Source organism: Dethiosulfatarculus sandiegensis (assembly GCF_000931935.2).
GTDB classification, from domain to species: Bacteria; Desulfobacterota; Desulfarculia; order Desulfarculales; family Desulfarculaceae; genus Dethiosulfatarculus; species Dethiosulfatarculus sandiegensis.
The window spans coordinates 17,186-31,686 of the sequence record NZ_AZAC01000005.1 but is presented as its reverse complement, the minus strand read 5'-3'; the positions used below and the strand labels follow the sequence as shown (position 1 = coordinate 31,686).

Below are 14,501 nucleotides of genomic sequence, written 5' to 3'. Positions count from 1 at the left end.
CGGGCTAACGGGCAAACAGGGTGGAAAGATAACCGGGGTCGTATTCAAGCCGTGCCGAGATCTCCCGCGCCGGGGAAGGCGGGGTGAGGTAAAGGTGGAAGGCCATGACGCCGTCCATTAAATCGGTTACCGGGTTCTCTTCGGCCAGGAATTCAATGCGGCCGCCCAGGATAGCTTCCCGCGCAGCTAGGCCGTTTAGGCGGATGTTCTCGGAGTCAACAATGGATTCCACTATGCGCTTTGTGATCGGCTGATCGACTTTTTGCCAGAAGGTCAAGACAAACTCGTTTGCCTTCCAGCGGAACATGCGCTGCACAGGGATAAAGGAATCCTTTACATCCGTAATGGTTGGATAGGCTGCAGTGCGGTTGCCCCAAAGTGTCCAGCGGCCGTTCCAGTTAAGGGCAGTGGTTACGCCCTGGCCGTTTAAGTAGCTTGCGCTTTCCGGCCCGAGCCAGACTTCACTTCCGTCCGCCAGGACGGCCCCGTTCATTTCAAGGGGCTTGTTGCTGGGGCTTTCATAAGGGATGTCGTCGTTGGCTTCATCCACCTTGCCCATAAGGGCTGCGGCCTGGGTGGAAAGGTGAAACTTCTTGTCGCCCAACTTGAGCATGGGCCAGCAGGCGACCAGGTTGCTGTCTGTGTAGTTGTTGGTGGCTTTCCAGGCAGCTACGTCGCTGTATTTGGTGCAACCGCTGGCGTCGCAGGGGATGTCAGCTACGGCCATGGCGTCGAAATGCCCGCCGTTTAGGCTGTCTGCTTTGGTGGCCATTACAGCCGCCACGATCGGATCATGGCTCCAGCCAGGGGCCAGGATCAAAGCAGGAACCAGGCCAAAGCGCGGGAAGACCTCGTTTGCAAGTTCCAACCCGGATTTTGCCCCAGTCTCGGCATTCACACCACCGATGATTTGGTTGGAAGTTACCTTGCCGGGGTCGCCGTAGGAATAGGTGAGCTTGACCTCGGCACCGGCTGTAATTGATCCCCCTTCAACCAGGCTGATCACGCCGGTTATCTTGTCAAAGGTGTAATCAGTGTTCGCCACATAAGTGGTGACACCGTCAGAGCTTTTTATAACCGGATCGCTCACCAGGCCGGGATTGGCCAGGGTGATGATCCCGCCTGCGAAAGTCGCGGCCTCGTCAGTCACCTCAGTCTTGTGGGTTGCCGGGTCAAACACATTGATAAGCACAATCGGCCCCACCCCGTACAAGGCAAAGTAGGTGTAGATCGCCTCGCTCAGGGTGTATTTGCCCCAGTCTTCCGAATAGCCCAGGGCCTTGACCGCCTCATCATAGGAGTGGGCCAATACCGGCTCGTTCACAGCGCCGGTTATGCCTTCCGAGATCATATGCACCGGTGAGGTGCCAATGATCACGGGCAAGGAGCAATACACCCGGCGCGGCGGCACGATTGATGTTGGCAGTTGGCTGGCGTATACGCCGTGGCTGTAGCTCATTTAATAATCCCTCCCTCCTCAAGTGCGGCCTTGGCCTTGGCGTAGGCCTTGCTTAAGGGAGACGTGGTGCTGGAAAGCTCCATCTTGGCTTTGGGTAAATCATCAACCGGCAAAAACAGCGGGGTGGCTACTTCGACCAGGTCGCCGGGAATCGGCGGGCTGCCGTCAATAAAGACCTGGCCGTGAGTGATCAAGTTGCGCAGGTTCGGCCCCATGTAAATAACCGGCCCGGCAGGCTTTTTGGTGGTGGCCGCCTTTTTGGGCATGGGGCTGGGGGCTGCTTTTTGGGCTTCTTTTTTTTCCTTATTCGTAGCTTGCGCCATAGGTTTTTATCTCCTGTGGTGATGGTGGGAGGGGGCGTGCCAATTTGGTTTCAATCTCCAAAACACACACTGCTATTTGCCGGTTACACCAAACCAGGCTCCAGTTTTTGGGCTTGATATCAGCTATGTTCCCGGTGGGCTCCGGCCAGGTCGCGGTGATGATTTGAGCGCAACGCGAAATTATGTGGTTAGCTCCTGGGAGCTTTGGCCCACCGGCCCGAGGGGCAGAGGGGCTCCTGTAGTTTGCCCCGGCCGCGAGAATCAGGATGCGGCCGCATTCGTATTGGATATTGCCGTCCTGGCTTCGCTCAAAAGTTCCGCGCGGGGTATAAAGTCCGGCTGCCGGATGCCTCCGGAACAGCCGCGCCAGTTCATCGTGTTTGGACAGGCCGGGCAGGCTTTCCGGCTCGATGCCCCAGGCTTTGAGCTGCTGGTCAGCGGCCAAGGCATCCAGGACCGCGAATTCGACGGCTATCAAATCCCCGTAAATCACCTGTAGGCCTCCTCAAAATGGGCGTCTATGGCGGCCCGGATTTCAGCCATGTCAACGGTCTCTTCATCCGGCAGATAGGGCCTGGCCGGGATCTGAACTTTGTGGCCTGCCCCGGCATCACCGCCGAACTGGTGGATGGCGGCGTAAATTTTGGAGCTGCCTACAGTGACCGAATCCGGCATCACTTCAATTTCGTTATTAAGCGAGGCCAAAAGCTGGCCAGTATCGATAAGCGTTTGCCCGCCTTGTTCCAAGGCGCGCTGGCTTGGTTGCCAGGCATCGCCTGCCGGGGATTGCTGCTCCCGGAAGCTGTCTTGGGCTTGGGATAAGACGATTTCTCCGATTTCAGCCATAAGGGGCTCAGGGTCGGCCAGCAGCCTGCGCAGGTCACGCAGGGCCTGTTTGATTTCGCTGTCTGCGAGTTCGATGGTTATTCCGGCCATGGCTAAAAATCCGATAAATCAAAATAGGGGGAGGGCGTAACCACAGCCATGCGGGCAGGATCGGCTGCCTGGCTTTGCCCTCCCCCGTCGTCAGGAGTCCCGATGCTTATTTCCTTTTTTGCTATTTTTTCAAGCAGCTTTACGCATCGCTTGTATTCTTCGCCCCATTCCCCCAGCTCAAGATGCGGCCGCCTCCGGTGCAGGTTATAGATTGCGATTTTGGCGCTGATCATATTTGCGATCGGCGGCACGGGGGAAAGGGGCACCGGGCTTATCTGGCCCAGGTAGGCATCAATTTCACGGTCAGCCTGCTCGATCGCCTCTGCGATCACATCATCAGGGGCCTGGCCGCCAGGGCCGTCATCGCACAACTGGTCGATCAGGTCCGGGGCGATCAGCTTATCCAGGTCTGCCTTTGATGCGTACATGGGCTTCTCGCGGCCTTTGCACTAGTTTTGTACTAGTGCAAAGGCTTGGTTGGGGTTACGGGGCCTTAAGCGATCACAATCGCCTTGCAGGTGGCCTTGGGCGCAACCGCCGGAAGCGGCTTGGATTCGCCTACCAGTTTGTAGCCCGAGGGATCTGTGATCGGGATTGGTTTGACGAACATGGGCATGGCGTGGAGGTTGGCGTCCAGGTCGTCCACCGCCGCGTAAAACAGGCTGGTGTAGCCTTTACTGATCATGCGGATCTCGCCGTCGGCCAGCTTCTTGACTGTCGCCCCGGTTTTGGGGTTGCGATAGCTTTCAGCCAGCTTCCTGACGGTATGGCCGCCGATGATGATTTCACCCTTTTCCGAGACCCTTACCGGCACCTTGGGCTTTTCCGTTAGGTCTTCAATCAGGGCCAACAAGGCGCTGTAGGCCGTTTTACCGGCCAGGGTGACCTTGTCTCCGCCGTAGCCCTCATTGTCCAGGGCGTCGGCCATGTCTTCCAGGAGCTCATAGACCTTGACCAGGGTGGCTTCCGTTGCGTTCCATTTGGAGGTGGATGCCACGTTGACGCTTTGGATGGTCTGGCCCTGGTAGGTTACTTCGTACATTTGGTATTGCCCGTTTGACTGCAACAGCGGGAAGCTGATTTTCCCGTCCAGAACGGCCTGGGCAGCGAAAACTTCCGTATTGAGCCGCACTGTCCGCCTGATTTTTTCTTGGCGGCGCTTGGCCCATTTCTCGCGGCTGGATTCGCCCAGGAGCTTCATGTCGTTTAGGTCCTTGGCGCTTATCTGCGTATGGATTCGCACGGGCAAAGGCTCGACAAAGCCGGTCAGCTGGGTGTCGCCGTCAAGGGGAATGGATGCAGACCCACGGTGCACCACCGGCACCACGTTGATCGTCTGGGCGATTTCGGATATGGGAATAACCGGAGACTCGTACTGCTCGCGCACGGCCTCGGGAAAAAGCAGATCAAGCACAGTGGACTTGATAGGCGGCATGGATTCAAAACGCTTGGCGATTTTTTGAGCGGTGAAATATTTGCTTAGATCAACGATAAACATGGATGCTCCTTATCCCACCGGGTAAATGTGGCGCTCTTCCAAGGCCAGCAGGGCGGCTGCATCTGCGGCTGATGCCCCGACTTTCAGGTGGACGCGGTTAACGTGGCCAAACACAAGCAAGCGCACGTTTGTCGCGGCTGATTCTGCCGGGGCGGAAACAACACCTTTTACGACGTCCAGGTTTGTGTCGGCCGGGTCATAGGCGTAGACCAGGCCGTCTGCATCACTGATTGCAGCAAGCTGGCCCACAGTCAACTCGCCGGTGCCTTTGGGATAATCCCTTTCGAAATGAGGCCCAGGGCCGCCCAGGATTTCAACTTCAGATACGGAGGTGCCCCCCACGACCGCATTATGAACGGAATCTGCCAATTTCAACCTCCTTAGGGTTAAAAGGTTTTAGCCGGGTCTATCCGGCTGCCGTTGTCACTATTTTCGGCATCCGGCTCGGCAAATTCAGTCAAAAGGCCGTTTTCTTTTCGGGCTTCGAATAGGCCCCAGAAAGCAGATTCGGCTGCTTTCTTTTCCCCTTCCGCGAATTCGATCTCCCCGGCGCTGCCCAGGGCTTCGGCCAGGTTGAGCATTGCTTCCTTCTCGCCGGGTAAAGCCTTTCCTGCCTTGAGTAGCTCAGAGAACCGGGCTTCCCTGGCCTTGGCCTGATCTGCCTTTTCCCGCTCGGCATAGGCCTGTTCAGCTGCTTTGGCCCGCTGTTCGGCCTTGGCCTTGGCCGCTTCCACCTCGGACACTTGATTTTTCAAGGCGGCTACGTCCTGCTTCAGCTTTTCAAGCTCATCCATTTGCTGATTCCTTTCATTGGCCTTGGCCGCTTCCGCCTCGGCAAATTTATATTCCGTGTATTCTTCGTCAGCCTTGAACTGCACATCGCCCAGGCCCTTCACTGCAGGCGGTGCCGCGCCCAACAAGCCCACGTGCCTCAAACTGCCGTCCGGATAAAGCGAAATTGATTTCTTTTTGTAATGTCCGGCGGCAACGGCATCTTTGATTTCATCGCCGACTTGCTTGAATTTTGCGTACAGCTTATTGCCGTTGCGCCTCAGGCTTTCGACCCATCCGAATGCAGGGCTGTTGGTTTTTGGATGCCCGATTACCAGCGGAGCTTCGTGTTTTTTCGGCTCATAAGAGGCGATGATTTTATCCAGGTCAGACTGGTCAAATTCGCGCTCTACGCCCGCCGAATCGGTATGCTTGCCTGTCTCAAATATTGCAGTCCAGTTGTTCATGTCCCGACTATATTCCCTTTAAAAATCAGGCGTAACCCGGAACGGTTCCGGGTTACGCTCTTGCCTGCCGCAGGCTAGCCTGCGGCAGTGAACACTGCGCAAAAAGGAGGCTCGATGGAACCAGCCAGCAACCAAGAGGTTTTAAAGGTGGCGATGTGGCTATTAGATTGGATTTTAAGGTTTTTTGGCGCTGTAGCTATCCCAGGGGGGATATATCTAAACCGCAAAATCGGTAAACACCAAAAGCGCCTCGATGCACTCGAAATGCAAATTTGCGATCTTCCCACCACCCAAAAAATGGCAAAAGATTTACATAAAATCGACCTGGCGATTGCAGAACTTTCGGGACGCCTGGAAGCGGCTAATCGCATCATGGAACGCTTGGAAAGAGTGGTGGAAAGGCAAGAGGATCATCTCTTAAATAATGGGGATAAGTAATGGATTATCGGCAAACCATTAGTGAGCATTTGCGAATTACCATATTGCGGCTTTTAGAGGAAGAAGGCGATTACGCACTCAATGAATCCTTGCTCCTGGACATGGTTCCAACTTTCGGTTTTGCTCCCAGCCGGGACAATTTGCGGATTGAGTTATCATGGCTGGCTGAACAGGGTTTGATCACCCTGGGCGGTGTTGACACCTGCAGGGTGGCCACACTCACAGACCGGGGCGCTGACGTGGCCAAGGGCCGGGCGACTGCTCCCGGTGTCCGCCGCCCCAGGCCGGGGGAACGGCAGTGAGTGTAATCCCTTTGAACGGTCGGGAATACCCGCCTGAAGCCGTCTGGCAGGCGCAGGAGCTTTATTGCGTGGCCCGCCTTACTTATGCCCAAGTCGAAAGGGAAATGGGCATAGCAGCCTCAACGTTAAAAAGGTGGGGCAAGCAATACGGCTGGCGTGAAAAGCGGGAATCACTGGCCCGAGCTGAATCGGAAATGAAGGCAGACATTGTGCTTGCACGGGCAGGCATGATCAAAGAGTTGCTTGATTCCCGCGACCCCATGATCGGGTTTGCCGTGGCAAAACTTGAGGACATGGCGCTTAAGCATGCCCAGGCCGAGCGGGATGGCCAGATCCAGGCGGCCAAGTCTACACCCAAACCCCGTCAGATAACGAGCCAGGCAGACGCTGCGCAAGCCCTGCAAGAAGCAGTTGAGATTAAGCTTGGCCGAATGTTGGCAGATCCTGCTGAGGTCGATTTAAAAACGGTGAAAGGTATCAAAGATGCTCTCTCTCTGGTGGCCGAGATGCAACCTAAAGAAAACAACAACGCCACCAACAAAGGTCTTACCGCCGACCAGGTCGAAACTATCCGCAACCGCATTTTGGGCGACGGCTGATGTCAGAAGCGGTTTTACTCTCAAACCAGCAGGATTGGATTAACGACCTGGCCGCCGTGCGGGTGTGGGAAAAAAGCAGGCGCATTGGCGCAAGTTGGACAGACGCCTTGGATAGTGTTTTGAAAGCTGCGCTCAAACGGTCTGAAGGCGGAATGGATTGTTTTTACATCGGTTACAACAAAGATATGGCCGAAGAGTATATCCGGGACGCTGCCAACTGGGCAAAAACAATGCACGGCGTGGTCTTGGAAATTTTCGAGGAGACCATCACTGAAGTAATAGGTGATAATGAACGCGACATTTTGACCTTCAAAATCACCTTTTCTTCCGGCCATAAAATAGTTGCCTTGAGTAGCCGCCCCACCAACCTCCGTGGGCGGCAGGGCAAGGTCACTATTGACGAAGCCGCCTTCCACAACGACCTGCCGGGCCTGCTCAAGGCCGCCATGGCTTTTCTCATGTGGGGCGGGCAGGTGGCGGTTCTTTCAACCCACTTCGGTGCAGATAATCCCTTCAATGAATTAATCCAGGATGTCTTGGCGGGTAAGAAACCTTATAGCCTACACCAGACAACTTTTAAACAGGCCCTGGAGTGTGGCCTCTATCAGCGCATTTGCCGCCGCACAAAGCAGAAATGGAGCCCTGAGGCCGAGGCAAAATGGGAAGCGGAAATCAGGGCGTTTTACGGTGATGACGCAGCCGAAGAGTTGGACTGCATCCCGTCCCAATCCAAGGGAGCCTGGTTGTCCAGGAACTTGATTGAATCCTGCATGGATGCGGGGATACCGGTTATCAGGTGGGAGCCGCCTGCAAATGACTTTGTGGATTGGCCGCTGGACACCGCGTACAGGGATACCAGGGATTGGTGCCAGGCAAAGCTAGATCCCCTTTTGACTAAGTTGCACGTAAATCTTCGCCACTATTTTGGGGAAGATTTTGGCCGCACCGGCGACTTGTCTGTGGTCTGGCCCTTGGCTCAGCAGGAATCCCTGGCCAGGGCCACACCTTTTGTGCTTGAGGAGCGCAAAGCGCCGTTCCGCACTCAAGAGCAAATCCTTTATTACATCGTTGACCGGCTGCCGCGCTTCAGTGGCGGTGCGCTGGACGCAAGGGGAAATGGTCAGGCCTTGGCTGAGTTTGCCCGGCAAATGTACGGCCCGGACCTTATATCCGAAGTCATGCTCAGCGCAGCCTGGTACCGGGAACATATGCCCAGGGTCAAGGCGGCCCTTGAAGACCGGGAAACATCATTGCCCAAAAATGACGCGATTTTAGATGACTTACGCGGCATTAAAATCATAAACGGCGTGGCAAAGCCCCCTGAAAACCATAGTAAAAGCGTTGATGGACAAAGGCATTGCGACAGTGCCGTCGCCTTGGCCCTGGCAGAGTATGCCCGTGCCGTAACCCCGGCACCAGAGCCTTGGGAGACAACCTCAATACCTCGAAATGAGGTCAAATCACTTATGCGAGGATACTGATGCACCTCTACGGCCCGGACGGTTCGCCCATTGAATTTTCAGATCACAAAGACCTCCTGGTTGAGCTGGCATCCCCTGATCTGGTTGGCGGTACAGACCAGGCGCTACTCCTTCCAGATCCAGATCCAATTTTGCTGAAAAGGGGCGACGACCCCAAGGTTTTGGAGGATTTAAGCGCTGATGATCAGGTTTGCGCTGTTATACAAAATCGTAAATTACGTGTCCTTAACAATAATGATTATGACTTCAAGCCGGGATTGCTGCCGGGAAAGGCAGCGACAAGCCAGGCAAAATCACTATGCGAAGATCTGACTAAGGACTTGGAGGGCATCGCCCTGCGGGATGTCTTTTCCGAGATCCTGGACGCACCGCTTTTTGGAACGACCTGGCTGGAACTTATCTGGAGAATTGAAGGTGGAAAGTACCGCCTCAAAAATATCATCGCCAAGCCTAGGTCGTGGTTTTGTTTTAATGAAGCCCGAGTCCCGTGCCTGAAGCCCTCGGGAGGCGGCGAGGCAACCCCCTTGCCTTGGGGCAAGGCTGTCCTGGCCAGGCATTTCCCTTCCTATAAAAACCCCTATGGCCTCCGCCTGCTGTCCCGGTGCCTATGGCCTGTTGCCTTCAAGCGTGGCGGCATCCAGTTTTACACCCGGTTTTTAGATAGGTATGGGCAGCCCTGGGTGCTGGGCAAGGCCCCCAAGGGGGCGAACAAAACAGACAAGCAACAAATGGCAGCGGATTTGGCCGCCATGGTGCGCGATGCCGTGGCTGTAATCCCTTCTGATGCCCAGGTTGAGTTGGTGGAGGCTAAAGGCAACAGTGGTGATCAGTTTGATACTTTTCTCAGCCGTTGGGACAAGGCCATATCAAAAGTCATCATGGGCCAGACGCTTACCTCGGAAATGGACGGCCAGGGCAGCCGGGCCGCTTCTGAGACCCATTACAAAGTAGCCGACGATATTGCCGATTCTGATCAGGGCCTTATCACCGCCGCCCTGAACGCAATCGCAAGGGTCTATCGCGATATCAATTCATCGGCCATTGAGGCCCCGGTGTTTGGCTACAGCGAGCCGGAAGACCATGAGGCCCAAGCCAAGCTTGATAACAAACTTTACTCTTGCGGCGTCCGCTTCACGGCGGCTCATTTCGAGCGTAGATACGGCCTACAGCCCGACGAATTTGTAGTAGTTGGCATAGATGCCGACGGAAAAGACGATAAGCAGGCCGGGTTTGCCGAACCTGAAACCGCAACTGATCACCAGGATCTGCTTGACGACCTGGTCAAATCAATCCTCCCCAAAGCTGCCAAGCAAAATGAGAAATTCCTAAACGATCTTTTCCCGCTTTTAGATAAGGCTGAAACCTGGGAAGACATCCAGCTCTTGCTTGCCGAACATTTAGGCCAAGACCTAGCCATGGAGGAACAGGAAGAACTTTTGGCCGATTTGATGACCGCAGCCGATCTCATGGGCCGGACAGCGGTGAGGGCAGAATCTGATGCAGATTGAGGCCGCAACCAAAAGCCCTAAGGCGGCGCTTGAATTCTGGAAAGGCAAGGCCCCGGTAAGTAAGGCTGAATTTGAGGCCTTGAGCGATGCAGCCCGTGCACGGGCATTTGCCGTCTCCGGCCTGGCCAGGCGCAGCCAGGTTGAAACTATCCACACCGCGCTACACCAGGCGCTTGAAAAAGGCGAGACTCTTGCCCAATTCAAGAAGCGTTTGCGGCCACTGATGGAGCGGAAAGGCTGGACCGGTAAGAAGGCCTGGCGGATTGAGAATATCTACCGCACCAACATGCAGAGCGCCTACCAGGCCGGGCGCTTTGCCCAAATGAAGGCCACGGCTAAACGGCGGCCTTATTGGCGCTATGTAGCGGTCAAAGACAGCCGCACACGTCCCACCCACAGCGCGCTAAACGGCAAGGTCTTTCCCCACGACCATGGATTTTGGGACACATGGTATCCGCCCAATGGCTTCCAATGCCGCTGCACCGTGCAAACCCTGTCCAAGCGCCAAGTTGAGGCTAAAGACATCCAAGTTGAGTCACGGGTGCCCCGCCTGGTCGAACCCATAGACCCGGTCTCCGGCAACCGCCTGCCTGCCCGGCCTCTGGCCCCAGATCCGGGCTGGGCCGGGAATGTTGGGCGCGACTGGCTAAGCGGCCTGGCTCCACGAGAGTTGGACGATGGTGTTAAGTTGGTGGACTTGGCCACCAAGGCAATCTGTAGGCAGGGGAGCCGGTCTTTTGCTGTGGCCGAAGGTCCGTATTGTAAGCCGGATTTGGCTATCCTGGAAAAACGGCATATCCTGCCTGTGTCTAAAGGTTACATCCTACCGGCTAACTTGACTGATCGGGATTATGCCGAGGCATTTTTAAAAGAATTCGGAATAGGCTTTAATGAATCTGTTGTCCACAATATTCCTACTGATTTTGATGAGCCTATTCCGGTAGTTATCAGTAACTTATTGTTGATGAGGAAGAAGCGGAACGGCTTGACGCTGAAGGCCACAAAGCGTGGTAGAGGGCCTTATATGAAGCTTTTGGCCCGCACAATCAAAAGCCCTTACGAAGTTTGGTGGGTGCCTACGATCGTGTCCGGCAGGCGGTATGATACTATTCGTTTGATCAGGCTTTTTTCAGGCCAGGGCGCTGATACCGGGGGATTCGCGGTATTTAATCTGATCGGAAATAATTGGACCGGGGCCACGGTTTACCAGCCTGACAAAAATTACATTGCTGAATTGGATAAATTGAGAATTGGAGGCTTGCTTTATAGAGAGCCTTGAAATGGAAAACCCCAGGAGGGTGTGGGCTCCCGGGGTTCAAGCACGCCTCCTACTGAGCCCCCCCACCGGGGTCGGGTGCGCGCTATTTCCACTTATAAGATACGATTTTTAGGCCTCAAAGTCAATTAATACCGACTTTTTCCCTGGCTGCCAAAAGATCTGCTTGGGCCTTACGCGCAAAAAAGACAGCGTCTCCTATCATTGCCTTAAATTCCTTGCGATCGTCCGGGTCGCGGGCTTCTAAAAAGTCCGACAGGCTCTCCGCTGCATTTTCCCGGCAACGGTAAGCCCCAAAGTAAAATTCATTGATCTGGCGGCAAAGGGCCTTCAATTCGCTGGAAAGCCCATCCGGAAGTTGGCTGTCAAGCTTCAAAAACCTGTCCTTTGCCCGCCCGGATTCATACCTGGCCTTTGAAACCATACCCTGAAGTTGATCAATACTTATGGCCCCGCCTTCAAAGTTCCGTAGGCCGCTTACCATGGCTTCCCAACTGCTCACAGCTCGGGAATTGATTTTATCCACCCAGCGGCAATAGTGTTTTATTTGCGGAGCGTATTCCTTGGTGACTTCAGATGAATCCCTTGCCGATGCCAAGAGTTCTTCAGTGCTTGGCGAGAAAATAAGGTAACCAACAAAAAGTACAATCAGGAAGAGCCCAGCAAGTTTAAGAATGCTTCCAAATTTGGCCATTTTTACCCCCCAGTAAAAGAAATGAATCTGTTTTGAATTTAACCGGCAAATCCGTTGTTGCCTAAGCCTTGTATTTAGTCAAGGTTCCTTTTTGATTCTAGATTTTTGCTTATTATTTCAGAATCAAAGACCAGGCAGATACCGCAGTAAGGGCATCGCTTGGCTTGAATGTTTGGTGGCTTTATTCCGGAAAGAAGGGGTCCACCTGGAAATGGCTCCAAGTCACCAAAACCACAACTCGGGCATGTAAAGGATTGTTCTTCAAGGGGCAGATAACCATTACGCACAATTCTTCTCACTTTTTTTATGGCGGAAAGGGCTTCCTGGGCTGACCCCCACCTGTTGTTAGGGTCATTTCTAATGGTTTTCTCAAATAAATGGCATAAATGCCAGGTGGCAGGCTCATCATTGCACTTAAGATTCATAGAATTGTGTCTAAATACCGGGCTCTCGCGGGCAAAAGCCCTTTCACCGGTTATTGCCGACCACATAACTTTTGCTGCGGAATATAAGTCGGCTCTTGCCGTAATATACCCGACTGAGCCGGATTCACATTCCGGGGCCATGTAGTTGGCGGTCCCCACACCTTCATCAACCAAAGTTATTAGATTGTTATTTTCCATTTGGCATAAGCCAAAATCAATGAGCTTTATTTTTTCATCTTTCAGAAAAAGTATATTTTGAGGGCAAATATCTCTATGTACAACAGGTGTCCCAGCATGCGCACAAGCTTCAAGCGCCAGGCATATCTGCTCAAAAAGATCCAAAGCCTTAAGAGCGTTTTTATAATATGGATTCTGATCTGAGAAAATCACTTTATCCAAACTCTGCGCACCTTCTATATATTCCATCACATAATAATGTTCCGCTGAGTCTGGTTCAGAGTAATCTACTATTTTGATAATATTTGGGTCGTCAAGCTGCTTGACTGCATCTATCTCATTGTAAAATCTTGCATATGCTTGGTCTGAGGCCGTATTTTTAAGCTTCTTTAATGCATAACTGCCTGAATTTTCTTTGCCCTTTTCAGTGGCAAGATATACGTGGGACTGCCCACCTTCTCCGAGCCTGTTACCCAACTTCCACTTAGGGTCTTCAAAGCCCTTTCCCATTGCTTGCCTCCTCTGAAAATTCTCGGACGCCTGAACTATATTTTATAGGTCTATGATCAACAGACAGTCAAGACGATTCGCTTGGCAGGGGCAATGGGTATGGGTGGGGAAAACCTTTATCCGAACAAGGGTAACTTTTTATGTTCTCGCCTACGCAGATCAGCGCGCACCTTACGCACAAACCTCTCTGTGCAGCCTGCCCGGAGCGCGATCTCCTTGGAGCTGAGCCCCCGGCTGTTCAGGGCGGATACGGCGTTTCTTTTGCGCATGGCCTCGGCTTTGGGCAGGGAGATCTCAATCCCGCCCCAGCGCTTGCTTATCTCCTCCATGCCGTCCATGCCGATATAGGGGATAAAGGGGTGGGAATGCCGGGGTTTTGCAGGGATGTAATAGCTTGCGCCTCCGATCTGTTCGCACAGCAATAGGGCGTTGTCCCGCCCAAGCAATGCAATCAGTTCCATCAGGAGGCTTCCGGCCATTTATCTTCCTAATTTACCTTGTAAAAAGTCGTGAACCGCCTGCGCCTGCAGCAGGTGGGTGGGCGCGCATTTCTTGCAGATCTCCGCCTGGCCCGCGACCGGGCAGCGCTTGCAGGCGGCCAGGCGGATGATTTCTTCAAGCTCGGCCACGGAAGGCAACTTTGTTGCCTCCTGTTTTTGGGAGGCAAGGGCCTGGTTTATCCGGGTGAGCTGGCGGCCGATATTGCCTTGATACCGGCCACCCAATACCTGATAAACCACAGTCCTGCTCAAGCCGCTGGCCCTGCAAAAGGCGTGTATGCTGGGATATTGTTCCCGCACAGCCGCTGCGACTTTTTCGATCTCAGTTACCATGAGGGGTTGGGTCCAGGCCGCGTTTTTGGCAGCGGCTATAAAGGTCCTTGGCCAGGGTTTGCAGCGAGTACTGATCGTTAAGCCAGGTCAATTTATCAACCCCAAACTGCTTTTTGCAGCGCAGGTCAATACCGCTTATCTTCCAGCCAAGTTTGTTCCAAAGGGCCAAGATGTATAATTTTTGATGATAATAAGGGGTGGTTTCAGGAATGTTGTAATACGCGCCTTTTTTGCTTTTCTTTTTGCCCTTGTAATCAACGCCGTGGCGCGCAAAATGGGCGCATAAATCGAACAACTGGGCGTTGCTTAATTTTGAAGCACTGTCACGCCCATACCTTGCGCGCAGGATGTCACGGTATTCATCATCGCTCCAGCAGAGCGATTTCTTGCCGATATGAACTTTTGCGAGTAGAGCACGGCGAGTCATTGTAATTGTCCTTTCCGTTGTGGCTGCTCATCAGGCAAGGGCCACCACGCCCCTGCGACCGCCCAAAAACGGGCGGTTTCGCGGTTTAGCGGTTAACTACTGCTTTCAGTAGCTTGGCTGGCTTGAATCGCACAGTCTTCCGGGCGGGGATATTAATTTTCTCACCTGTTTGGGGGTTCCGTCCCCTTCGGGCGGCGCGCCCCGTCACCTTTAGGGTGCCAAATCCGGTAATTTTAATACTTTCTCCCCTCATTAACGCCGCCGTGATTGAGGACAGAATGCACTCAATTATGTGAGAACAAATCGCTTTACTAAGTTTGTTTCCCACAGCTTCGCTCACCTGAATCGTTAGATCCCTCTTGTTCATGGGTCCCTCC

General features: G+C 53.7%; 20 protein-coding genes and 1 other RNA gene. 6 read left to right on the top strand and 15 right to left on the bottom strand.

The features are described from left to right. Positions 1-4: 4 nt before the first annotated feature. From X474_RS05135 to X474_RS05100, 8 genes are all read right to left on the bottom strand, one after another. Entirely contained in the window at positions 5-1,459 is a 1,455-nt protein-coding gene (locus X474_RS05135) for a phage tail sheath family protein (protein ID WP_044347264.1), read from the bottom strand. After that, complete coding sequence (locus X474_RS05130) at positions 1,456-1,782, bottom strand: hypothetical protein (RefSeq protein WP_044347263.1); 327 nt, start codon at positions 1,780-1,782, stop codon at positions 1,456-1,458. The genes X474_RS05135 and X474_RS05130 overlap by 4 nt, the downstream gene beginning before the upstream one ends. Beyond that, positions 1,763-2,275, bottom strand: coding sequence for a hypothetical protein (locus X474_RS05125; protein ID WP_044347261.1), 513 nt, complete (start codon positions 2,273-2,275; stop codon positions 1,763-1,765). Before X474_RS05125 ends, X474_RS05130 begins: the two co-directional genes overlap by 20 nt. After that, on the bottom strand, positions 2,272-2,718 hold the full coding sequence (locus X474_RS05120) for a phage virion morphogenesis protein (protein ID WP_052514883.1): 447 nt from the start codon (positions 2,716-2,718) through the stop codon (positions 2,272-2,274). Before X474_RS05120 ends, X474_RS05125 begins: the two co-directional genes overlap by 4 nt. Positions 2,719-2,720: 2 nt before the next feature. Then, complete coding sequence (locus tag X474_RS05115) at positions 2,721-3,146, bottom strand: DUF1320 domain-containing protein (RefSeq protein ID WP_044347259.1); 426 nt, start codon at positions 3,144-3,146, stop codon at positions 2,721-2,723. A 65-nt stretch (positions 3,147-3,211) separates the two neighbouring features. Beyond that, on the bottom strand, positions 3,212-4,216 hold the full coding sequence (locus tag X474_RS05110) for a major capsid protein (protein WP_082464156.1): 1,005 nt from the start codon (positions 4,214-4,216) through the stop codon (positions 3,212-3,214). Between the two features lie 9 nt (positions 4,217-4,225). Beyond that, positions 4,226-4,585, bottom strand: coding sequence for a hypothetical protein (locus tag X474_RS05105; protein ID WP_044347257.1), 360 nt, complete (start codon positions 4,583-4,585; stop codon positions 4,226-4,228). 17 nt (positions 4,586-4,602) lie between these two features. After that, positions 4,603-5,454 carry a hypothetical protein gene (locus tag X474_RS05100; protein WP_044347256.1) on the bottom strand — a complete coding sequence of 284 codons (852 nt, stop codon included), beginning with the start codon at positions 5,452-5,454 and terminating at the stop codon, positions 4,603-4,605. A gap of 114 nt (positions 5,455-5,568) precedes the next feature. Between X474_RS05100 and X474_RS05095 the strand changes: the two genes are divergently transcribed. From X474_RS05095 to X474_RS05070, 6 genes are read left to right on the top strand one after another with little or no spacing between them, the layout of a single operon-like run. Further along, the gene (locus X474_RS05095) at positions 5,569-5,892 is read left to right on the top strand and encodes a DUF2730 family protein (RefSeq protein ID WP_044347255.1); all 324 of its coding nucleotides are present in this window, start codon (positions 5,569-5,571) and stop codon (positions 5,890-5,892) included. Next, positions 5,892-6,194 carry a VpaChn25_0724 family phage protein gene (locus X474_RS05090; RefSeq protein WP_044347254.1) on the top strand — a complete coding sequence of 101 codons (303 nt, stop codon included), beginning with the start codon at positions 5,892-5,894 and terminating at the stop codon, positions 6,192-6,194. Before X474_RS05095 ends, X474_RS05090 begins: the two co-directional genes overlap by 1 nt. Beyond that, positions 6,191-6,793, top strand: coding sequence for a hypothetical protein (locus X474_RS05085; protein ID WP_052514882.1), 603 nt, complete (start codon positions 6,191-6,193; stop codon positions 6,791-6,793). Before X474_RS05090 ends, X474_RS05085 begins: the two co-directional genes overlap by 4 nt. Further along, positions 6,793-8,274 carry a terminase family protein gene (locus tag X474_RS05080; protein WP_044347253.1) on the top strand — a complete coding sequence of 494 codons (1,482 nt, stop codon included), beginning with the start codon at positions 6,793-6,795 and terminating at the stop codon, positions 8,272-8,274. The genes X474_RS05085 and X474_RS05080 overlap by 1 nt, the downstream gene beginning before the upstream one ends. Continuing rightward, positions 8,274-9,782, top strand: coding sequence for a DUF935 domain-containing protein (locus X474_RS05075; RefSeq protein ID WP_044347252.1), 1,509 nt, complete (start codon positions 8,274-8,276; stop codon positions 9,780-9,782). Before X474_RS05080 ends, X474_RS05075 begins: the two co-directional genes overlap by 1 nt. Continuing rightward, positions 9,772-11,061 (top strand): phage minor head protein, encoded by a 1,290-nt coding sequence (locus X474_RS05070; protein ID WP_044347251.1) that lies wholly within the window; start codon positions 9,772-9,774, stop codon positions 11,059-11,061. Before X474_RS05075 ends, X474_RS05070 begins: the two co-directional genes overlap by 11 nt. A 121-nt stretch (positions 11,062-11,182) precedes the next feature. On the opposite strand, the gene X474_RS05065 is transcribed toward X474_RS05070, so the two are convergent. The 7 genes from X474_RS05065 to X474_RS27205 all read right to left on the bottom strand — a co-directional run bounded on the left by X474_RS05065 (position 11,183) and on the right by X474_RS27205 (position 14,491). Continuing rightward, positions 11,183-11,752: a hypothetical protein gene (locus tag X474_RS05065; protein WP_044347250.1), complete on the bottom strand. Its 570-nt coding sequence runs from the start codon at positions 11,750-11,752 to the stop codon at positions 11,183-11,185. A 74-nt stretch (positions 11,753-11,826) separates the two neighbouring features. Beyond that, positions 11,827-12,864, bottom strand: coding sequence for a serine/threonine-protein kinase (locus tag X474_RS05060; RefSeq protein ID WP_044347249.1), 1,038 nt, complete (start codon positions 12,862-12,864; stop codon positions 11,827-11,829). Positions 12,865-12,980: 116 nt separating this feature from the next. Continuing rightward, on the bottom strand, positions 12,981-13,343 hold the full coding sequence (locus X474_RS05055) for a hypothetical protein (RefSeq protein WP_044347248.1): 363 nt from the start codon (positions 13,341-13,343) through the stop codon (positions 12,981-12,983). Beyond that, on the bottom strand, positions 13,344-13,697 hold the full coding sequence (locus tag X474_RS05050; protein WP_044347247.1) for a hypothetical protein: 354 nt from the start codon (positions 13,695-13,697) through the stop codon (positions 13,344-13,346). After that, the gene (locus tag X474_RS05045; protein ID WP_044347246.1) at positions 13,687-14,124 is read right to left on the bottom strand and encodes a phage protein GemA/Gp16 family protein; all 438 of its coding nucleotides are present in this window, start codon (positions 14,122-14,124) and stop codon (positions 13,687-13,689) included. Before X474_RS05045 ends, X474_RS05050 begins: the two co-directional genes overlap by 11 nt. Positions 14,125-14,141: 17 nt before the next feature. Beyond that, an RNA gene (locus X474_RS25485) (hammerhead ribozyme type II) lies at positions 14,142-14,208 on the bottom strand. A gap of 1 nt (position 14,209) precedes the next feature. Next, entirely contained in the window at positions 14,210-14,491 is a 282-nt protein-coding gene (locus tag X474_RS27205) for an HU family DNA-binding protein (protein ID WP_044347245.1), read from the bottom strand. Between the last annotated feature and the right edge of the window lie 10 nt (positions 14,492-14,501).